Annotated in this window: 19 protein-coding genes; 1 reads left to right on the top strand and 18 read right to left on the bottom strand. The window is 66.5% G+C overall.

The genetic code is table 11. The annotated features are described in order from the left end of the window. Positions 1 to 41: 41 nt before the first annotated feature. Positions 42 to 1,346, top strand: coding sequence for an aspartate aminotransferase family protein (locus M2282_RS05345; protein ID WP_280807750.1), 1,305 nt, complete (start codon positions 42 to 44; stop codon positions 1,344 to 1,346). Here the strand turns inward: M2282_RS05345 and M2282_RS05340 are convergent. The 18 genes from M2282_RS05340 to M2282_RS05255 all read right to left on the bottom strand — a co-directional run bounded on the left by M2282_RS05340 (position 1,327) and on the right by M2282_RS05255 (position 20,567). Continuing rightward, on the bottom strand, positions 1,327 to 2,403 hold the full coding sequence (locus M2282_RS05340) for an NAD(P)/FAD-dependent oxidoreductase (RefSeq protein ID WP_280808225.1): 1,077 nt from the start codon (positions 2,401 to 2,403) through the stop codon (positions 1,327 to 1,329). The two genes, M2282_RS05345 and M2282_RS05340, sit on opposite strands and share 20 nt — an antisense overlap. Further along, positions 2,361 to 2,690, bottom strand: coding sequence for a ferredoxin FdxA (gene fdxA / locus M2282_RS05335; protein WP_056518182.1), 330 nt, complete (start codon positions 2,688 to 2,690; stop codon positions 2,361 to 2,363). The genes M2282_RS05340 and fdxA overlap by 43 nt, the downstream gene beginning before the upstream one ends. A 41-nt stretch (positions 2,691 to 2,731) precedes the next feature. Next, positions 2,732 to 4,069, bottom strand: coding sequence for a sulfate adenylyltransferase subunit 1 (locus M2282_RS05330; protein ID WP_280807749.1), 1,338 nt, complete (start codon positions 4,067 to 4,069; stop codon positions 2,732 to 2,734). Then, the gene (cysD, locus tag M2282_RS05325; RefSeq protein ID WP_280807748.1) at positions 4,069 to 5,010 is read right to left on the bottom strand and encodes a sulfate adenylyltransferase subunit CysD; all 942 of its coding nucleotides are present in this window, start codon (positions 5,008 to 5,010) and stop codon (positions 4,069 to 4,071) included. Before cysD ends, M2282_RS05330 begins: the two co-directional genes overlap by 1 nt. A 42-nt stretch (positions 5,011 to 5,052) precedes the next feature. Continuing rightward, a complete protein-coding gene (locus M2282_RS05320; RefSeq protein ID WP_280807747.1) occupies positions 5,053 to 5,673 on the bottom strand; it encodes a phosphoadenosine phosphosulfate reductase family protein in 621 nt (206 codons plus the stop codon). 19 nt (positions 5,674 to 5,692) lie between these two features. Then, positions 5,693 to 6,088: a DUF934 domain-containing protein gene (locus M2282_RS05315; RefSeq protein ID WP_280807746.1), complete on the bottom strand. Its 396-nt coding sequence runs from the start codon at positions 6,086 to 6,088 to the stop codon at positions 5,693 to 5,695. Next, complete coding sequence (locus M2282_RS05310; RefSeq protein ID WP_280807745.1) at positions 6,085 to 7,863, bottom strand: nitrite/sulfite reductase; 1,779 nt, start codon at positions 7,861 to 7,863, stop codon at positions 6,085 to 6,087. The genes M2282_RS05315 and M2282_RS05310 overlap by 4 nt, the downstream gene beginning before the upstream one ends. A gap of 999 nt (positions 7,864 to 8,862) precedes the next feature. Then, complete coding sequence (locus M2282_RS05305) at positions 8,863 to 9,684, bottom strand: M55 family metallopeptidase (RefSeq protein ID WP_280807744.1); 822 nt, start codon at positions 9,682 to 9,684, stop codon at positions 8,863 to 8,865. Next, the gene (locus M2282_RS05300; protein WP_280807743.1) at positions 9,681 to 10,757 is read right to left on the bottom strand and encodes a P1 family peptidase; all 1,077 of its coding nucleotides are present in this window, start codon (positions 10,755 to 10,757) and stop codon (positions 9,681 to 9,683) included. Before M2282_RS05300 ends, M2282_RS05305 begins: the two co-directional genes overlap by 4 nt. A 10-nt stretch (positions 10,758 to 10,767) precedes the next feature. Beyond that, positions 10,768 to 11,688, bottom strand: coding sequence for a glutathione ABC transporter permease GsiD (gsiD, locus tag M2282_RS05295; RefSeq protein ID WP_280807742.1), 921 nt, complete (start codon positions 11,686 to 11,688; stop codon positions 10,768 to 10,770). A gap of 10 nt (positions 11,689 to 11,698) precedes the next feature. Continuing rightward, positions 11,699 to 12,619, bottom strand: coding sequence for a glutathione ABC transporter permease GsiC (gsiC, locus tag M2282_RS05290; protein WP_280807741.1), 921 nt, complete (start codon positions 12,617 to 12,619; stop codon positions 11,699 to 11,701). Positions 12,620 to 12,714: 95 nt separating this feature from the next. Next, on the bottom strand, positions 12,715 to 14,268 hold the full coding sequence (gsiB, locus tag M2282_RS05285; protein WP_280807740.1) for a glutathione ABC transporter substrate-binding protein GsiB: 1,554 nt from the start codon (positions 14,266 to 14,268) through the stop codon (positions 12,715 to 12,717). A 56-nt stretch (positions 14,269 to 14,324) separates the two neighbouring features. Then, positions 14,325 to 16,202 (bottom strand): dipeptide ABC transporter ATP-binding protein, encoded by a 1,878-nt coding sequence (locus M2282_RS05280; RefSeq protein ID WP_280807739.1) that lies wholly within the window; start codon positions 16,200 to 16,202, stop codon positions 14,325 to 14,327. A gap of 29 nt (positions 16,203 to 16,231) precedes the next feature. Beyond that, entirely contained in the window at positions 16,232 to 17,188 is a 957-nt protein-coding gene (locus M2282_RS05275) for an isoaspartyl peptidase/L-asparaginase family protein (RefSeq protein ID WP_280807738.1), read from the bottom strand. Beyond that, positions 17,188 to 18,162 (bottom strand): MurR/RpiR family transcriptional regulator, encoded by a 975-nt coding sequence (locus tag M2282_RS05270; protein ID WP_280807737.1) that lies wholly within the window; start codon positions 18,160 to 18,162, stop codon positions 17,188 to 17,190. The genes M2282_RS05275 and M2282_RS05270 overlap by 1 nt, the downstream gene beginning before the upstream one ends. 246 nt (positions 18,163 to 18,408) lie before the next feature. Further along, entirely contained in the window at positions 18,409 to 19,149 is a 741-nt protein-coding gene (locus M2282_RS05265) for an extensin-like domain-containing protein (protein ID WP_280807736.1), read from the bottom strand. 21 nt (positions 19,150 to 19,170) lie between these two features. Next, entirely contained in the window at positions 19,171 to 19,623 is a 453-nt protein-coding gene (locus M2282_RS05260; protein ID WP_280807735.1) for a GNAT family N-acetyltransferase, read from the bottom strand. Between the two features lie 50 nt (positions 19,624 to 19,673). Then, on the bottom strand, positions 19,674 to 20,567 hold the full coding sequence (locus M2282_RS05255; protein WP_280807734.1) for a LysR substrate-binding domain-containing protein: 894 nt from the start codon (positions 20,565 to 20,567) through the stop codon (positions 19,674 to 19,676). Between the last annotated feature and the right edge of the window lie 4 nt (positions 20,568 to 20,571).

The following is a 20,571-nucleotide window of genomic DNA, read 5'->3' as shown; positions in this document are numbered from 1 at the left end:
CTTTCGCTCCGTCCCTCTTCGTCTCTTCCAAGGACTGCTCCATGACCGAAGCTGCCGTTGACCAAGCGCTCGCCGAGGCGCACCGACGCTTCGCCGGAGACAACCCCGCGAGCAAGGCCCGCTTCGACGAACAGGCGCGCTACATGCCGGGCGCCAACACGCGATCGGTGCTGTTCTACGCGCCGTTTCCGCTCACCATCGCCAAGGGCGAGGGCGCCGCGCTCTGGGACGCCGATGGCCATCGCTATACGGACTTCATTGCCGAGTACACGGCCGGCGTCTACGGCCACTCGGCGCCCGAGATCCGCGAGGCGGTCGTCGAGGCGATGCAGAGCGGCATCAACCTCACGGGCCACAACCTGCTTGAAGGCCGGCTGGCAAAGACCATCTGCGAGCGCTTTCCGCAGATCGAGCAGTTGCGCTTCACGAACTCGGGCACCGAGGCGAACCTGATGGCGCTCACAGCCGCGCTGCACTTCACAAGGCGACGAAAGATCGTGGTGTTCACGGGCGGCTATCACGGCGGCGTGCTCGGTTTCGGCGACAAGCCGCTGCCGACCACCGTGCCGTTCGACTTCCTTGTGCTGCCCTACAACGACGCGCAGCTTGCGAGCGAAGAGATCGACAAGTACGGCCCGGAAATCGCCGCCATCCTGGTCGAACCGATGCAGGGGGCGAGCGGATGCATCCCGGGCGAGCTCGATTTCTTGCAGGCGCTGCGCGACGGTGCCACGCGGGTCGGTGCGCTGCTGGTCTTCGACGAAGTCATGACCTCGCGCCTTGCGCCGCACGGGCTGGCCAACAAGCTGGGCATCCAGTCCGACCTCACCACGCTGGGCAAATACATCGGCGGCGGCATGTCGTTCGGTGCCTTCGGCGGGCGCGCGGACGTGATGGCGCAGTTCGATCCGCGCACCGGCGCGCTCGCGCATTCGGGCACCTTCAACAACAACGTGATGACGATGGCGGCGGGGTATGCGGGGCTCACGAAGCTGTTCACGCCCGAGACGGCCGGCGCGCTGGCCGAACGTGGCGAGGCGATGCGTGCGCGGCTGAACACGCTGCGCGCGCAAGAGGGCGTGGCCATGCAGTTCACCGGCGTCGGCTCGCTGATGAACGCGCATTTCGTCAGTGGCGAAGTACGGCGTGTGGGCGATCTGGCCGCGGTCGACGGGCGCCTGCGCCAACTGCTGTTCTTCCACCTGCTGGGCCAGGGCATCTACACCTCGCCGCGCGGCTTCGTCGTGCTCTCGCTGCCGGTGACGGATGCGGACATCGATGGCTACGTCGCGGCCATCGGCAGCTTCATCGGCGAGTACCGGGCGCTTATGCCTGGCGCGGAGTAGCCACGCCCAGCAGTTCGTGCAGCCGCGTGCTGGTGGTCGTGTACTGCAGCGGCACCGCCTTGCCCGGGAACACGATGGCGGTGGCGCCCCAGGCCGCCAGCGTGGCTTCGTGGAAGCCGCAGACGATGAGCTTTTTCTTGCCCGGGTAGGTGTTGATGTCGCCCACAGCGAACACGCCGCGCTCGCGGGTTTCGTACTTCTCGGTTTCGACCGGCACCTGCTTGCGCTCCAGTTCCAGGCCCCAGTCGGCGATGGGGCCGAGGCGCGGGGAGATGCCCAGGCACGCGACCAGCGCATCGAGCGGCAGGTCGACGGTGGTGGCGTCGGGCGTGGTGATCTGCAGTTGCTTGCCGTCGAAGGCGGTCGGCTGGCCGACCTCGAAGGCCAGCTTGCCCGCAGCCACGAGGGCGCGCATTGCGGCGATGTTCGCCTCGTCGGCCTGGAAGCCGTCGCGGCGGTGGACCAGCGTGACCTGCCTGGCGATGGCAGTGAGCGCGATGGCCGTTTCGAGTGCAATGTCGTCGCCGCCGTTCACCACCACCGTCTGCCCCGCAAAGCGGTCCAGCGATTCGGGGTGATAGAAAAGCGAAGTGCCTTCGAACTGTGCGATGCCCTCGATCGTGATGCGCTTGGGCACGAAGGCCCCGACACCGGCCGCGATGAACACCGTCTTCGCGAGGAAAGCCCTGCCGGCCGAAGTGGTCAGCAGCAGGCGCTCGTCGGCTTGTCGCTCCAGCGTGGCGACCTGCTCGCCGAAATGAAACTGCGGTTTGAACGGCGCCACCTGCGCGAGCAGCGACTGCGCAAGCTCGCGCCCGCTGGTCACCGGCGTGCCGGGAATGTCGTAGATCGGCTTGTCGCCATAGAGCGCCACGCACTGGCCGCCCGCGGCGGGCAGTGCATCGACGATGTGGCAGGAGATTTCAAGCAGGCCCAGCTGGAAGGCCTGGAACAGCCCGACAGGGCCGGCACCGACGATCAGCGCGTCGGTTTCGATGGGGACGGGCAGGGCGCTCAGCGCACCAACTCCCCGACCTTGTCCGTCTTGTCTTTCCAGTCGTCCGCGTCGGGCAGGGCGGGCTTGCGCTTGGTGATGCTCTTCCAGCCATCGGCCAAGGCCAGTTCGGCATTGATCTTGATGAAGGCGATCTGGTTGGCCGGGAGGTCTTCCTCGGCGTAGATCGCATTGACCGGGCACTCGGGAATGCAGACCGCGCAGTCGATGCATTCGTCCGGGTCGATCACCAGCATGTTGGGACCTTCGCGGAAGCAGTCGACGGGGCAAACGTCCACGCAGTCGGTGTATTTGCAACGGATGCAGGCTTCGGAAACGACGTGGGTCATTTGTTTTTTAACGTCAGTTTGATCGGGGAAAACCCCAGATTTTAGGCCTTTGCGGCGGCGGGCTGCACGAGCACGGCAGCAGCGGTCTTGTGGGTGGCCGTATCGACCAGCACCAGCGAGCCCAGGGCGCGCGATTGCGTGAAGGGCAGCACGGCCAGCGGCTGCTGCAGCGCAAGCACCACATCGCCGATGGAATTGGCTTCCAGCTGCGTCGTGGGTTCCGATTCGAGCGTGGTGATGTTCACGCGATCGACGATGCGCGCCACCTTCGCCTTGACCCAGCGATGGCCCTGCAGCGCCCAGTACACACGGCCCGCGACCAGCGGCTCGTCGTCCAGCCAGGCCACGGTGGCGGTGATCTCGCGCACCGGCTCGAAGGCGCCGGGCGCCAGCAGCCAGTCGCCGCGCGACACATCGACCTCGCGGTCGAGCACGATGCCGGCGCTGTGGCCCGCATGCACCGACTTCGGCTGGCGCGTGTGGCTCAGCACCTGCGCGACGGTGGCGGTCTGGTTGCTCGGCAGCACGGTCACGCGCTGGCCCGGCTCCACATGGCCCGAGGCCACGCGGCCCCAGAACACACGGCGGCCCTGCGAGGTGTCGGCGGAGGACGAGAACTTCTCGACCCACTGCACCGGGAAGGCGAAGGGCACGGCCTCGTCCTGCACCGTGACCGGCAGGTCTTCGAGCAGTTCGAGCAGGCTGGGGCCTTCGTAGCCCACCCAGTCGGCATGGCGCGTGGCCACGTTCCAGCCCTTGAGCGCGGAGATCGGCACGATGCCCGCCACCTGCACGCCGGCCGCTTCGGCAAAGGCGTTCAACGCGGTCGAGATGCGCTCGAAGGCAAGGCCCGCGTCGGCGATGGCATCGAGCTTGTTGACCGCGAACACGATCGACTGCACGCGCAGCAGGTTGGCCAGCAGCGTGTGGCGGCGCGTCTGCGGCAGCAGCTCGCGCTTGACCACGGTGCCGTCTTCCACTTCGGCGGCCCAGGCCAGCTTGGTCGCGTCGACCAGCACCACGGCGGCATCGGCGGCCGAGGCGGCGGTGACCATGTTGCGGGTGTACTGCTCATGGCCCGGCGCATCGCCGATGATGAATTTGCGCTTGGCGGTCGAGAAGTAGCGGTAGGCCACGTCGATCGTGATGCCCTGTTCGCGCTCGGCCGAGAGGCCGTCGGTCAGGAGGGCCAGGTCGGTTTCGCCGCCGCGCTGCACGCCGGCCAGCTGGTCCTGCAGCACCGTCTTGCTGTCCACCAGCAGGCGGCCGATCAGCGTGCTCTTGCCGTCGTCGACCGAGCCGCAGGTGATGAAGCGCAGGGCGGTGCCGGTGTCGCCGTGCACGGCGAGTTCGTTGGGGGTGGCTGTCGTCGCGCTCATCAGAAGTAACCGTCTTTCTTTCGTTTTTCCATCGAAGCTTCGGAGGTCATGTCGTCCATCCGGGTCGCGCCGCGTTCGCTGACGTCGACCGTCAGCGTTTCCAGCACCACGTCGCCCGCATCGGCCGCGAGGCTTTCGACCGGGCAGGTGGTCGTGATGTCGCCCACGGTGCGAAAGCGCACGTCGCGCACCTGCACCGTTTCGCCGTCGCGCGGCGGGGTGAGTTCGGTCACCGGCACCAGGAGGCCCCGGCGCTCGACCACTTCGCGCTTGTGCGTGTAGTAGATCGAAGGGAGGCCCACATGCTCGCGCTCGATGTACTGCCACACATCCAACTCGGTCCAGTTCGAGATCGGGAACACGCGGAAGTGTTCGCCGGGGGCCAGGCGCGTGTTGAACAGCGTCCATAGCTCGGGCCGCTGGTCCTTGGGCTGCCATTGGCCGAAGGAATCGCGGTGCGAAAAGATGCGCTCCTTGGCGCGGGCTTTTTCCTCGTCGCGGCGGGCGCCGCCGATCAGCGCGTCGAAGCGGAATTCTTCAATCGCTTCGAGCAGCGTGACCGACTGGTGCGCGTTGCGTGATTCGCCGGGGTGCGCCAGACGCACGGTGCCGCGCTTCATCGAATCCTCGACGCTGCGCACGATGAGTTCGGCGCCCAGCTCCTTGGCGCGCTGGTCGCGGTAGGCCGTCACTTCGGGGAAGTTGTGGCCCGTGTCGATCATCAGCAGCGGGTAGGGAATGCGGCCGGCGCCAAACGCCTTCTCCGCGCACTTCAGCAGCACCAGCGAGTCCTTGCCGCCCGAGAACAGCAGGGTGGGGCGCTCGAAGGCGGCCGCCACTTCGCGCAGGATGAAGATGGTTTCCTCTTCCAGCGCATCGAGGTGCGTGTTGGACAGGTGCGCCGGTGACAGCAGCAGTTCGGTTTCGGTACGGGCGTTCATCGGGTTGGGGCTGGATTCAGGGGATCGGTGAGGCGTTGGCGCTCAGTGCGCGATATGCAGTCCGCACTCGCGGTTGTCTTCGCCCTTGGTCGGGTCCACGTAGTCGAAGTTGTTGGGGAGGCCATGCGCCGTGCAGTACTCGTACAGCTCCTTGGACGACCAATGCAGCAGCGGCGCGACCTTGATGAGGCCGTCCGGATTGACGCTGACCGGGTCCATCTGCGCGCGCACCGCCGTGTCGGTCGCCCGCAGCGCGGTGAACCAGACCTTCGGCGCCGTCTCGCGCAGCGCGCGGGCGAAAGGCTCCAGCTTCACCTCTTCGGTGAAGGCGGCGTGGCGCGGATCGTCCAGCGCCGGTGTCGGGCCTTCCACTGCTTCGCGGTGCGCACGCGAGCGGCGGGGCAGGTAGATGTGCAGGTCCAGGCCCAACTGCTTCGTCACCTCGTCGGCAAAGCGGTAGGTGGCCTCGGTGTTGTAGCCGTTGTCCATCCAGATCACTGGCACATCGCGCTTGGCGCGCGTGACCATGTGCAGGATCACCGCCTCGAACGGGCGGAAGTTGGTGGTGATGATCGAAGGCTGGCCCAGGCCGATCGCCCAGTCCACCAGGCCTTCGGCGTTGCGGCCGAGGTCGGTGTTGATGCGTGCGAGGTCAATGCTCATGTCGGGTTCCGATGCGGTCTCAGTTGCCGGCCACGAAGTGCGGTGCGGTCTTGACCGCATCGCCTTGGTAGAAGGCAGAGAAGCGGTCGAACTGGCGCTGCGCGTCGGAGGCGTCCACGCCTTCCTTCAGCACGGCGCTGGAGAAACCGGTGCGTTCCATCTGCACCAGCTGGTCGATCAGCACATCGCCCGTGGCGCGGATGTCGCCCGTGAAGCCCAGGCGGCGGCGCAGCAGGAAGGCCTGGCTGTACGCGCGGCCGTCGGTGAACTTCGGAAAGTTGAGGTCGATGCGCTCGATGTCCGCCAGGCACATCTCGATGGCGAGCGGGTCGGCATCGTTGGCCAGTTGCAAGACCTTCGGGTCGCCGTCGTCGATGTGTTCTTCGGCCGAGAGGATGTTCAAAGTCCGGTTCATGCTGCTTCCTCCACCTTGAATCGCGCACCGTTGGCCGCGGCCTTGAACGGATCGGGTCCGACGCGGCGCAATGTGTCGATGAAGGTCTCACCCGACGAACGCGTGTCGCGGTAGGTGGTGAGCACGGCCTCGATCACACCCGGCACTTCGGCGGCCGAGAACGAGGGGCCCACGGCCTTGCCGGCCACGGGCGCGCCGCTGAGCGCGGAACCGTCGGAGCCGCCCAGCGACACCTGGTACCACTCCTTGCCGTCCTTGTCGACGCCCAGGATGCCGATGTGGCCGCTGTGGTGATGGCCGCAGGAGTTGATGCAGCCGCTGATGTGCAGGTCGATCTCGCCCAGGTCGTCGAGTTCGTCGAGGTCCTGGTAACGCTCGGTGATCGCTTCGGCGATGGGGATGGAGCGCGCATTGGCCAGCGAGCAGAAATCGCCGCCGGGGCAGGCGATCATGTCGGTCAAGAGGTGCACGTTGGCGCTGGCGAAACCGGCGGCGCGTGCTGCGAGCCACAGCGCATGCAGATCTTCGGCGTGCACCCAGGGCAGCACCACGTTCTGGTCGTGCGTCACGCGGGCTTCGCCGGCGGAGAAGCGGTCGGCCAGTTCGGCGAGCGTGTCGAGCTGGTCGGCCGAGGCATCGCCGGGCGCCTGCTTCAGGCGCTTGAACGACAGCGTGACGGCGCGCAGCGCGGGGTTCTTGTGCGGCGCCACGTTGCGGGCGAGCCAGCGGGCGAACTGCACGTCGTCGGCGGCCTGGGTGCGCAATTCGGCGTCGGTTTTCTCGGCGCTCTGCAGCACGCGGGTGGCCAGCGTCGGCGGCACGAAGGAGGCGGCCACGCGGTCGTACTCTTCCTGCGTGATGGTGTGCGGTGCGCCGTCGTGCTCGAGGATCTGCTTGTACTCGGCCTCGACGTCGTCGATGTAGCGCTGGCCTTCGGCCTTCACCAGGATCTTGATGCGCGCCTTGTAGATGTTGTCGCGGCGGCCATAGCGGTTGTAGACACGGATCACCGCTTCGAGGTAATTCATGATCTGCTGCCACGGCAGGAACTCGCGCAGCACCGTGCCGATGATGGGGGTGCGGCCCATGCCGCCGCCCACCTGCACGCGAAAGCCGATCTCGCCGGCTTCGTTCTTCACCACATGCAGGCCCACGTCGTGCCAGCCGGTGGCGGCGCGGTCTTCGGTGGCGCCGGTGATGGCGATCTTGAACTTGCGCGGCAGGAAGGCGAACTCGGGGTGCAGCGTGCTCCACTGGCGCATGATTTCGGCGAACGGACGCGGATCGGCAATTTCGTCGACGGCGATGCCGGCGCGCTCGTCGCTCGTGATGTTGCGGATGCAGTTGCCGCTGGTCTGGATGCCGTGCATGTCGACCGAAGCCAACAGGTCCATCACGTCGGCCGACTTGGACAGCGGAATCCAGTTGTACTGGACGTTCTGGCGTGTCGAGAAGTGGGCGTAGTGGGTCGGGAGCTTGTGGCTGCCCATGCCGCCCTGGATTTCGAGTGCCTTCCGGTAGACCTCGGCTTCCGGCTCGTCGTATTCGCGAGCGATGCGGGCCAGCACACGGATCTGGCGGCTCGACAGCTCGCCGTAGGGCACGGCCACGCGCAGCATGGGCGCGTAGCGCTGCACATACCAGCCGTTCTGCAGGCGCAAGGGGCGGAACTCGTCTTCGGGCAACTTGCCCTTCTGCCAGCGCTCCAGCTGGTCTCTGAACTGGGCGGCCCGTTGGTGGACGAACTGGCGATCGAATTCTGTGTATTGGTACATCGTGCGTGTGTGTGTCTTGAGGAAGTGCGGTGCCGAACGTGAAACGGGGCGCCCCAGCAAGAAGCCGAGATTCTGAAAGCGGGCCTTATGGAAGCAAACTATTTTTTGGTTCGCGCTTTATGCGGATAAGCTAATTCATCAATGGCCATGCGGGTTTGCGGGCGGTTGGATGCTTATTCTGGATAAGGCCGGCGGGTGGGAAATGGTCGCCGGACCTGGGATTCTAGGAATTGGTGGGCGGGTGTTGGGCTCTGGGTTCTTTTGAGGCAATTGGCCTGGTTTTCTTTCCGAGGCCGGGACTCGCCCCGGCGGGCGACCTACTTTTCTTTGCTTCGCCAAAGAAAGGTAGGCAAAAGAAAGGCGACCCCACTGTCTGCGACCCCTTCGCTGCGCTACGGGGCAACCTGCGGTGCTCGCGTTTCGCGGGGTCTCGCAGAACTCGCCTTCGGCTCAGACAGCTGCGAGCCCTGATCCGCGAAACGCTGCGCTCCTCGGCGCAGCCAGAGGGGTGGAGACCACACGGGCCTTTGCTGCGCTCGGCCTCTGGTTTCAGCCGAGCCTTCGCTGCGCTCGGCCGCTGGACTTGCTCCTTCCCCCTCTGGGGGAAGGCTGGGATGGGGGCAGGCAGAGCGCTCGATAGCTACGCCGCTGACCCTCACCCCAACCCTCTCCCCGAGGGGAGAGGGAGTAATACGGGCCGAGCAAAGCGATGGCCCGCATTGCGTCGAGCGCCGAGCGCAGCGATGGCGCGTCGGTCCCCAAGCCCTTCTGTATGCGCCGAGGAGCGGAGCGTTTCGCGGATCAGGGCTCGCCCTTGTTTGAGCGCAGTGAGTTTGGGCGAGACCCCGCGAAACGTGAGCACCGCAGGTTGCCCGAAGCGAAGCGGAGGGACGCAGACAGCAGGGTCGCCTTTCTTTTGCCTACCTTTCTTTGGCGAAGCAAAGAAAAGTAGGTCGCCTGCCGGGGCGAGACCCGGCCTCGGAACTCAAAAAGAAAAGCTCAACGCAACATGGAAGACATAGCCGAACAGCAGTTCAACATCCGCACAGCCGCCTCCACCGTATCGGCAGTGAAGCGCAGAGTGACGCCATCAACCCGCTCGAACATAGGCCACTGGCAGAACAGATCAGCCATCATCGGCGACTGGGTGCGCAAGGTAACGACCTGCGGCCCCTCGAAGACCAGCGGACTCGCATTGCCGCGCGCAGCCAACGCTGCAGCCACCCCGGCCCGGATCGCCCTGCGCGATGCCTCAGGCGAAAGCGAAACGCCGCTGTTGAAGCCCGTCGCCTTCTTGGTCTCCACGAAGGTCGCATGCGGAAACAGCGCCCGGTTCTCGTCGATGAACACATCGTCGCCACTGCCCATCACCACCGGCACGCCGTACTCGCCAGCCAGCGCCCCGTAGAGCCCGGCCTCGCCCAACTCATGCTCGCCGAGCCGGATGCTTGCAAATGCAAAGCTGTTGATCGTGTGCGCAAGAATGCCGCGCCCCTGCGAACGCGAGTGGTAGCCGACCATGCAGACCGCTTCCACGCCTTCTTCCTCCACGCCCGCCACCATGCTCAGGTAGCGCGGCTTGCCTTGCACGACACGCGCACGCGCATCGAGCACATCGGGCGGCATGTTGCGAAAGCCGCCGTGCGAGTCGTTGACCAGCACCTCGGTGGCGCCCGCATCGAAGGCGCCGGCAATCGCCGCGTTGGCCTCCTGCGCCATCAGCAGGCGGGCGCGCTCGTACTCGGGGTTGCCTGCCCGCGTCTGCTCGTGGTGATAGACGCCCGCAACGCCTTCGATGTCGGTGGAGATCAGGACTTTCATGGGAGGACGCACGACTGCGCGAAAGAAGAAAGGGTGGAAGGCGGCAGCACCTCGGACAAAGCCGCCCGATGATTGCCGTCGCGGCCCGTCACGGCCGTGGCGCGCCAGAGCGCATGAAGAATCGCCTGCTCGGTGCTGTCGGCCGCGGCCTGGAACAAACCGTCGAGCAGCCCGTCGTGCACCATCGCGATGGTCGGCATCGGGCGGTCGACGCGGTCGGGCACGGTGTAGGCGGTGGAGAAGGCCAGCACGATGTCGCCGCTGCCATGGCCGAAGACCGAGCCGGTGCGCGCCAAACCCGCGCCTGCGCGCAGCGCCAGGCGGCGAAGCTGACGCGCATCGAGCGGCGCATCGGTGGCGACGACGATGATGATCGAGCCCTTCTCGGGCTCCCTGCATTCGGGTGTGTTCTGCGCGGCCAGCCGCTCGCCGACCGCGTGTCCGGCCAGCACCAGCTGCGGCTGGCGCCCGTAGTTCGCCAGCACCAGCGTGCCCACCGTATGCACCTCGCCGCAAGGCGACGACACCCGCCGCGAGGCACTGCCGATGCCGCCCTTGAACTGGAAGCTCGACATGCCGCGCCCCGCGCCGACCGAGCCTTGCGCGAAATCGGCGCCGGCGTTCTCGAGCGCACCCAGGTAGTCGGCCTCCGTCACCGCCAGCCGCTGGATGTCGTTGAGAAAGCCGTCGTTGCACTCGAACACCAGCGGATTCACCGTCGGTAGCGACCGGCCGCTCTCGGGGTTGGACGCGAGGCAATGCCGGATCTGCGCCGTCGCCACCGTGCCGACCGAAAAGGTGTTGGTCAGCGCGATGGGCGTCTCCAGCACGCCGAGCTCTTCGAGCTGAACCAGTCCGACGCTCTTGCCGAAGCCGTTGATCACCACGGCCGCGGCCGGCACCTTGTCGCGGAACGGGTCCCTCGCGTGTGGACGGATCACCGTCACGCCCGTTTGCACGGGGCCGTCGTCCAGCGTCCGGTGGCCGACCGTGACGCCTTCGACGTCGGTGATGGCGTTGCGCGGGCCCTGGAGCAGGGTGCCGATGTAGGGCAGGGTGTTCGTCGATGCCATGAAAAACCGGTTACTCGCGGTCGATCTTCGGATCGAGCGCATCGCGCAATGCATCGCCCAGCAGGTTGAAGGCGAGAACGGTGAAGAAGATGGCGAGGCTCGGGAACAGCGCCACGTGCGGCGCATTCACCATGTCGGCGCGTGCCTCGTTCAGCATCGCACCCCATTCGGGCGTCGGCGGCTGCGCGCCCATGCCGAGGAACGACAGGCTGGCGGCCGTGATGATCGAGGTGCCCACGCGCATCGAGAAGTACACGACGATGGAGGAGATCGTGCCCGGCAGGATGTGCCGCACGATGATGGTCCAGTCCGATGCGCCGATGCTGCGCTCGGCCTCGATGTAGGTCTGCTGCTTGAGCACCAGCGTGTTGCCGCGCACCAGGCGCGCGAAGGCCGGCACGCTGAACACCGACACCGCCACCACCACGTTGGTCATGCTGCTGCCGAGGATGGCGACCACGCCCAGCGCCAGCAGGATGCCGGGGAAGGCGAACAGCACGTCCGAGATGCGCATCACGATGCGGTCCCACCAACCTTCGTAGTAGCCCGCCAGCAGGCCGAGTGCCGTGCCGATGAAGCCGCCCACCAGCACCGAAAGAAAGCCGGCCGCCAGCGAGATGCGCGCACCCATCAGGATGCGGCTGAAGATGTCGCGGCCCAGCGGATCGACGCCGAACCAGTGCGTGGCCGTCGGCCCGCTGTTGAGCATGTCGTAGTCGAAGAAATTCTCTGCGTCGAAGGGCACGATCCACGGTGCGAACACCGCCACCAGCACCAGCAGAAGCACGAAGGCCGCAGCCACGATGCCCACCGGCTGCTTCTTGAAGCGGCGCCAGCACTCGTCCCAAGGCGTGCGGACCTTGCCCGCGGTTTGAATCGCCGCCACGGGCGGGTCGATGGTTTCGGCAGGCACGCCGGAAGCTTGCGTCATGTCGGCTGCCTCACTTGTAGCGAATGGTCGGGTTGATGTAGCCATACAGCACATCCACCACCAGGTTGATCAGAATGAATTCGAGCGAGAACAGCAGCACCAGCGTCTGGATGACGGGGTAGTCGCGCATCTGCACCGAATCCACCAGCAGCCGGCCCAGGCCCGGCCAGTTGAAGACCGCTTCCACCACGATGGAGCCACCCAGCAGGAAGCCGAACTGCAGGCCCATCATCGTGACGACGGGAATCAGCGCATTGCGCAGGCAATGCTTGAAGATCACGCTGCGCTCGCGCACGCCCTTGGCGCGCGCGGTGCGCACGAAATCTTCCTGGATCACCTCGACGAACGACGCCCGCGTGAAGCGCGCCATCACGGCCGCCACGGCTGCGCCCAGCGTGATCGAGGGCAGGATGTAGTGCTTCCAGCTGTCGGCGCCCACGGTGGGCAGCCAGCCGAGACCGACGGAAAAGATCTGCATCAACAGCATGCCGAGCGCGAACGCTGGAAATGAAATGCCCGACACCGCGAGCGTCATGCCCAGCCGGTCGGGCCACTTGTTGCGGTAGACGGCCGAGACGATGCCGATGCCCATGCCGAAGATCACCGCCCACACCATGCTGGTGATGGTCAGCATCACCGTCGGGAAGAAGCGCTCGCCGATCTCCACCGACACCGGACGCCGCGTGCGGATCGAGGTGCCGAAGTCGCCTTGCAGCATGTGGCCGAAGAAGCTCACGAACTGTTGCGGCAGAGGCCTGTCGAGGCCCAGCTCCTGGCGCACCATCGCCACGGTCTGCTCGTCGGCCTCCTGGCCGGCGGCAAGACGCGCCGGGTCGCCAGGCAGCATGTGGACGAACAGGAACACCAGCACAGCCACGATGAGCAGCGTCGGGATCAGGCCCAACAGGCGTTTGAGAAAGTAATTCAGCATGGGATGCAAAGGGCGCCAACCCGTTCATGCCGAGCCGGTCGAAGCACTGCGCAAGGCTTCGACCGGCTCGGCCCGAACGGTTGTTGGTCAGTTCCTCAATTGGAGACAGCGATGGCGTCGACGTTGATGTTGCCGTCGGGCATCACGAACACGCCGGACAGGCGCTTGGCGTGGGCCGAGAGGTTCTGCTCGGTGACCAGCGGAATGCGCGGCAAGTCCTTGGCGAGCTGTTCCTGCGCGGCCTTGTAGAGCGCGGCCTTCTCTTTGTCGTCCACCGTGACCAGCGCCTTGGCGATGTTGCCGTCGACCAGCTCGTTCTTGTAGTACGCGTAGTTGGCCAGCTTCGGCGGCCAGGCTTCCGAGGCGAACAGCGGGCGCAGCGCCCAGTCGGCTTCACCGGTGGAAGACGACCAGCCTGCGTAGTACATGCGGACCTTGGCGGTGGCCGGGTCGGCCCAGGTTTCCACCCACTCGTTGCGTTGGCCCACTTCGAGCGCCTGCACCTGCAGCTTGATGCCCACTTGCGCCAGCTGTTGCTGCACGAACTGGATCAGCTTCTGCGAGGTCGTGTTGTTGTAGTGGCTCCAGAGCACCGACTCGAAGCCGTTCGGGAAGCCTGCTTCCGTCAGCAGCTGCTTGGCCTTCTTCACGTCGTAGGGAATGGGCGCCATCTTCTCGGCGAACTTCACGCCTTGCGGCACGAAGCCCTGCGCCGGGAAGGCGTAGCCACCGAAGGCCACCTTGGAGAGCGCTTCCTTGTTGATGGCGTAGCCGATGGCTTCGCGCACCTTCGGGTTGTCGTAGGGCTTCTGCAGCACGTTGAAGCTCAGGAAGCGCGTGATGATCGAGGGCGTGGCCACCACTTCGAGCTTGTCGCTCTTCTTGAGCAGCTCGGCCTGCTCGTAGGGAATGGGGAACGCGAAGTCGGCTTCGCCGGTCTGCAGCATCGCGGCGCGCGTGTTGTTCTCGAGCACCGGCTTCCACGAGATGTTGTCGATCTTCGGATAGCCCTTCTTCCAGTAGCCGTCGAACTTCTTGCCCTTGACTGCTTCGGTCTGCTTCCATTCGACGAATTCGAAGGGGCCGGTGCCCACGGGATGGAAGCCGATGTCCTTGTTGCCCCACTTCTTGAGCGCCGTGGGCGAGATCATCGCGGCCGAGGCATGGGCCAGCGAATTGATGAAGGGGCCGAAGGGCTCCTTGAGCGTGATGCGCACGGTCGTCGGATTGACGGCCTCGACCTTGCCCACCCGGTTGAACTGCGTGTAGCGCAGCAGCTTGTTGTCCTGGTTCAGCACGCGGTCCAGCGTGAACTTCACGGCTTCGGCGTTGAAGTCCGTGCCGTCATGGAACTTGACGCCGCTGCGCAGCTTGATGGTGTAGACCAGGCCGTCCTTCGACACCTCGTAGCTCTCGGCGAGCACGTTCTGCACCTTCAGGTCCTTGTCGAACTGGAACAGGCCTTCGTAGAAGGACTTGGTGACCGCCGTGGTGATGGTGGTGTTGGTGTTGTACGGGTCCAGCGTTTCCGGCTGGTAGCCGATGGACAGCACCACGTCTTTGGAGGCCAGTGCCGTGCCCGATGCAGCCAGTGCCGCCAGGCCCAGCAGTGCGGATGCCCATCGCAGGGAGGAAGAAGATTGCTTCATGGAAGAACTCCAGTCGGTTCGTGAGAAAAAACAGGCCGGGCCTGCGGTTGGAAAAATCAGAAGGCCCCGCCGATGGCGTGGCGTGCAACGAAATGGCCGGGCGCGACCAGCACCAGCGGCGGCACGTCGGGCTCATCGCCCACTGCGCGGATAGGGCTCGGGATTTCGCCTTCGAGCAGCGCGCGTGGCTTGTGCCGGCGCGACGGATCGGCCACCGGCACCGCCGCCATCAACTTGCGCGTGTAGGCGTGCTGCGGCGCTTCGAACACGGCGCGGCGCGGGCCGATCTCCACGATCTGGCCGAGATACATCACGGCCACGCGGTGGCTGATGCGCTCGACCACGGCCATGTCGTGCGAGATGAAGAGGAATGCCACGCCCAGCTCGCGCTGCAGGTCGAGCATGAGGTTGACGATCTGCGCCTGGATGGACACGTCCAGCGCCGACACCGATTCGTCGGCGACCACCACCTTGGGGTTGAGCGCGAGCGCACGCGCGATCGCAATGCGCTGCCGTTGTCCGCCCGAGAACTCGTGCGGATAGCGTTGCGCCACTTCGGGCGGCAGGCCCACCTTCTGCAGCAGCCAGTCGACACGCTTCTGCGCCTCGGCGCCCTTGGCGATGTTGTGGATGAGCAGCGGCTCCATGATCGAGAAGCCCACCGTCACGCGCGGATCGAGCGAGGCGAACGGGTCCTGGAAGATGAACTGGATGTTCCGGCGCAGCGCCTGCAGTTCGCGCGTGGGCAGCTCGCGGATGTTCTGGCCGCCGAACTCGATCGCGCCGCTCTGGCTCTCGACCAGGCGCAGCAGCGAGCGGCCGGTGGTCGACTTGCCACAACCCGATTCGCCGACCAGCGCCAGCGTTTCGCCGGGGTACAGGTCGAAGCTGATCTTCTCCACCGCGTGCACGCGGCGCTTCACGCGGCCGAAGATGCCGCTGCGCACGTCGAAGCGGGTGACGAGGTCGCGCACGCGCAGGATCGGGCCGGCCTCTTCGCGCACGGTGGTCTGCGGCGTGGTGTCGGTGCAGGGCACGGTCTCGGGCGTGCCCTCGGTCCGCAGCAGTTCGAACTTGGCCGGGAGGTCCGTGCCCTGCATCGCGCCGAGCTTGGGCACGGCCGACAGCAGCGCCTTCGTGTACGGGTGCTGCGGCGAGGCGAACACGGTGTCGGAAGAACCCGCCTCGACCTTGTCGCCGCGGTACATCACGAGCACGCGGTCGGCGATTTCAGCCACCACGCCCATGTCGTGCGTGATGAAGAGCACGCCCATGCGCATCTCCTTCTGCAGCTCGCGGATGAGCTGCAGGATCTGCGCCTGGATCGTCACGTCCAGCGCCGTGGTGGGCTCGTCTGCGATCAGCAACTGCGGCTTGCACGAGAGCGCCATCGCGATCATCACGCGCTGGCGCATGCCGCCCGAGAGCTGGTGCGGAAAGCGGTCGAGCACATTGCGCGCTTCGGGAATGCGCACGAGTTCGAGCATGCGCAGCGCCTCGGCGCGCGCGGCTGCATTCGTTTTGCCCTGGTGGATGCGGATGGCTTCGGCGATCTGTTCGCCGGCGGTGAACACCGGGTTCAGCGAGGTCATCGGCTCTTGAAAAATCATCGCGATGTCGGCGCCGCGGATGCCGCGCATCGTGCCGTCGCGCGCCTGGGCCAGGTCGAGCACCTCGCCATTGCGGCGGCGAAACGCCATGCTGCCGCCGAGGATGCGCCCGCCGCCGTGCTCCACCAGCCGCATCAGCGCGAGCGAGGTGACCGACTTGCCCGAACCCGATTCGCCCACCACCGCGAGCGTTTCGCCATGGTCGACGTGGAAGGACAGGTGCTTGACGGCATCGACGGTGCGCTCGGAGGTCGAGAAGCGCACGGTGAGATCGTCGACGGCGAGAACGCGGCCGTCCGGCAGGGCGAGGGCAGGGGTGGACATGGAGTGCGAGGGAAAGAGAGGGGCGCGCGTCAGGCGAAGATGGCCGTCACCGGCGCTTCATCGCCGCGCGCGTGGCCGCGGTACATGCCTTCGGTGTTGAAGGCGAGGCTCAGGTTGCCGTGGCGGTCGACGGCGATCAGGCCGCCGGTGCCGCCGATGGCGGGCAGCGATTGGTGCACCACCGCGTGCGTGGCCGCTGCCAGCGTTGCGCCGCCGTAGGCCATGCGCGCGCAGATGTCGTGGGCGGCCGCGACGCGGATGAACATTTCGCCGCTGCCGGTGCAGGAGATGGCAGCGGTGCGGTCGTCGGCGTAGGTGCCGGAACCGATCAGCGGCGAATCACCGATGCGGCCGACGCGCTTGTTGGTCATGCCGCCCGTCGACGTGGCGGCGGCGAGATGGCCGTGCATGTCGAGCGCGACGGCGCCGACGGTGCCGAATTTCTTGTCTTCGTCGAGCGGCGGTGTCATCGCCGCACCTTCGTGGTCGGTGACCACGCGGCCGGTGTCGCGCACGCGGTAGAGCTGCTGGCGGCGTGCTTCCGTAGAGAAGAAGAAGGGCTCGACCATTTCGAGCCCGCGGTCGCGTGCGAAGGCTTCGGCGCCTGCGCCGGCCAACAGCACGTGCGCGCCGTCTTCGAGCACGGCACGCGCGGCGCGCACCGGGCGGCGCACGTGGCACACGCCAGCGATGGCACCGGCGGCGAGCGTCGCGCCGTCCATCACGGCGGCATCGAGCTCGTGGGTTTCCTCGTGCGTGAAGACCGCGCCGTGGCCCGCGTTGAAGAGCGGGCACTCCTCGAGCAGTTCGACGGCGAGGCAGGTGGCGTCGAGCGCGGAAGCGCCCTTGAGCAGCGCGGCCTGCGCGGCGCGCACGATGTTCTGCAGCGCGTCGTGATACGCCTGCGCTTGCGCTGTGCCGGTCGTCGCGGCGCTGATGGTGCCGGCACCGCCGTGGATGGCGATGACGGGAGTGGTTTTCTTCATCAGGAAGCTTTCTTCTTTTTTCCGGCCGCGCCGTTCAGGGCGGCGGCCTCGAATGTGGCGGCGGTGCGCGCGGCAATGCCGTCGATGCGCGACAGCCCGTTCGCGCCGTGCAGCCAGGGCCGCAGCACCTGCAGCGTGCGGCGGGCGGACTGCACCGGGTCGGGCGCCCGCAGCGCCACGGCGCTGGTCAGCGCCTCGACCAGCGCAAGCACGCTGGTCTCGCAATTGGGGCGGTAGCTGGTTTCGGTCTGGCAATAGAGCGCCACGTCGGCCAACGGCGCCATCGGCGAGGTCGGGCGGTCGGTGAGCGCGATCACGCCGCAGCCTTGTTCACGCGCGATCTGCGCGAGCATCACGGTGTCGGTCAGGTAGCGCGGAAAGGTGAGGCCGATGAACACGTCCTCGGGACCCGCATGCATCAGGGCGCGGGCCGCATGCGTGACGCCGCTCACGCCCGCGAGCAGGCGCACGTCGCGGCAACTGCTGTCCAGCCCGTGCTGCAAGAGGCCCGCAAGCCACCCGCTCGCGCCGAAGCCCGCGATATAGATCGAGCGCGCCTTGCCGATGCGCTCCACCGCGGCTTCGCAGGCGGTGTAGTCCAGCGTCTGGCGCGTGGCCTCGATGTTGCGGCGGCTCTCGTCGAGCGCGGTGGCGAACACCTCGGCCACCGTGCTGGGATGCTCCAGGTTGCCGCGCAGGCGCTCTACCGGCGCCACCAGCGATTCGAAGCCGCGCACGAGTTCGGCGCGGAAGGTGGCGTAGCCGTCGAAGTCGAGTGCACGGGCAAAGCGGTTGGCCGTGGCGACAGAGACACCCACGGCGGCCGCGAGCTCGTCGATGGGCAGCGTGGCCACTTGCAGCGGGTGCTCCAGCACGTAGTCGGCCACCTGCCGGTGCGAACGCGTCAGCCGCGGCAACGCCTGCGCAATGCGCTGGGCCACGGTGGTGCCTGGGGTGTCGACAGGGGTGCTCATGAAGGTGCGGGGGAGCCCGAAAGTGTGCTTTTTTTGAAAACTGGTTTACAAATATAAGTCAAACAAGAAAATTTTCTGTCATTTTTGATCGAGATCGCAAGTTGTGGGCCAGCCGCGAAAGGGTTCGGAAAGGCGGTGGAAGCGCGGTTTCTCCTCTGGGAACTCGTGTCCGAGTTCGCGTCAGGTTTCGCTTCTAGGTGTTTCCCCGGGGCTTCTTGCAGAGCAGTGCGGTATGCAAGCTCGCCGCTAGCGGCACATCGAATAGCCGCCAGTCTCCAGATGAAAGTGATCCCTGTGCGCCGCGTTGTAGTCGGGCCCCAGCACGCCATCGAAGAACCGGCAGGCGCCGCGATGCGCATCGCGCAGCAGCAGGTCTGCCGGTTCGCCGCTGCCGGACCAGTCCCGCTTCACGGCAATGCGCTGACCGCTGGCGAGCGTCAGGCCGGCCACGTCGAATGCATCGGCTGTCGCATGCCGGCTGCGCGGCGCGCCCGGCACCGCGCCTTCGCCGCGATTCACGTTGCGGCACGCATAGCTGCCCAGATGCTCGATGGCCACCACCGTCTGGCCGAAATGTTGCGTCGCGGCCGGCTGCAGCGCGTGCTTCTCCCACATGAAGAAGGACAGTGCCATGGGGCAACTGAGCGAAGGCGCCGTGCCGAAGCGCACGCCGGCCGCGCGCAACCGCACAGCGTTCTCGAAGCCGCAGCCTTCGCCGGTGACGCGATCAGGCAGCAGGTCGTATTGCATGCCGGTTCGCGCCAGCGCCGCGAGGCAGCGCGTGGGATCGCGGCGTGCGCGGGCGAGCTTGAAGCCGGTCAGCCAGTCGGGCTCGGCCGCCACGTCGAGCGGTGCCCACGGGTTGAAGCGTTCCGGCACTTCGACGGTGCCGCTCATCACGGCCCATGCGCCCGTGGCGAGCACGGCGCAGAACCCGAGGCCGACCCAAAGGCCGCGGCGCGATGACGCGGCAGGTATCGGAGTCATCTCGCTGCCTTCAGATGCGGCTCAGCCCGCATCCTTCTGCATGAAAACACTCAGCGGGTCTTCCGGATAACGCCCGAACCTTTCACGCCGCGCATACCCCGAGCGCGCATAGAACGACAGCGCCTCGGGCTGGCTCACACCCGTCTCCAGTCTGAACATCGCACAGCCCCTGGCCGTCGCTTCGCTTTCGAGAAAGGCCAGCACCTTGGCCGCAACGCCTTGTCCACGGTGCTCCGGCCGCACATACATCCGCTTGAGCTCGCCATACCCGGGCTCCATGACGATGGCCCCGCAGCCAACCGCCGTGCCCACTTCGTCGCGCGCAACGGCGAACAGCACATTCGCGGCGGACAGCGCCGCGATGTCGATGCCGTAGTGGGCCTCCGGCGGATAGAGCGGCTTCTGGTACGCGTCGAGGTCGTCGATGAGCTGGATGACGTCGGGTTGGTTGGGATTTTCAATCGCGATCTGCATGCGGTTGATGTTACCCAGCGACCCCCGAAAGCCCGGCTCGCGAAGGGGTTCTAGGCAGGCGTCAAGCCGAGCACCCACTGCTTGAACTGCTCCAGCGCCCCGGAGGCCGGACGGCCTTCGGGGTACGCGAAGTAGTAGCCCTGCGGCACGTCGAGGTGCCGGTCCACGGGGATCACCAGTTCGCCGGTGCGCAGTTCGTGTTCGATCAGGATGCGCGGCGCGAGGCCTACGCCCATGCCCGCGGCCGTCGCGGCGACCACCATCGTGAAGAGCTCGTAGCGCGGTCCGCGCGAGGCGTGCACCGTGTAGTCCCAGCCCTGCTGGGCATACCAGTCGCGCCATGCATGTGCGCGCGTGCTCAGGTGCACATGCCGGCAGCGCTCGAAGCCGGCTTCGTCCCACGGTCCGTTGGCGTCGCGAAAGGCGGGGCTGCAGATCGGCACCATCTGGCCCTCGGCAAAGATCAGCCCGCCGCGCGTGTTGGGCCAGAACTGGTCGCCGAAATAGATCGCCGCGTCGTATGCGTTTTCCTGGAAGGAGAAGGGCTGCGAGCGCGCCGACAGATTGACCGTGATGTTCGGATGCAGCCGGCTGAAATCGGGCAGCCGCGGAATCAGCCACTGCGTCGCGAAGGTCGGCACGACGGCCAGTTCCAGCACGAAGCCCATGTCGTGGCCGGCGCTGATCTCGAGCGTGTCGCGCCGGATCTGGTCGAGGTGCCGGCGGATGCGCGCCGCGTATTCGCGCCCGACGTCGGTGAGCGTCAAGCGCCGGCGCACGCGCGAGAAGAGGGGCACGCCGAGCCGCTGCTCCAGCATCGCCACCTGCCGCCCGACCGCGCTCTGCGTCAGCGCCAGCTCGGCCGCCGCGCGGGTGAAGCTCCCCAGCCGCGCCGAGGCCTCGAAGGCCTGCAGTGCGCCCAGGTTGGGAATGTCTTTTCTCATCGAA

Origin of the sequence: Variovorax boronicumulans, from assembly GCF_029892485.1 — a bacterium.
GTDB lineage: Bacteria > Pseudomonadota > Gammaproteobacteria > Burkholderiales > Burkholderiaceae_C > Variovorax > Variovorax boronicumulans_B.
The sequence above is the reverse complement of the archived record's forward strand: the minus strand, read 5'-3'. Positions and strand labels throughout refer to the sequence as shown.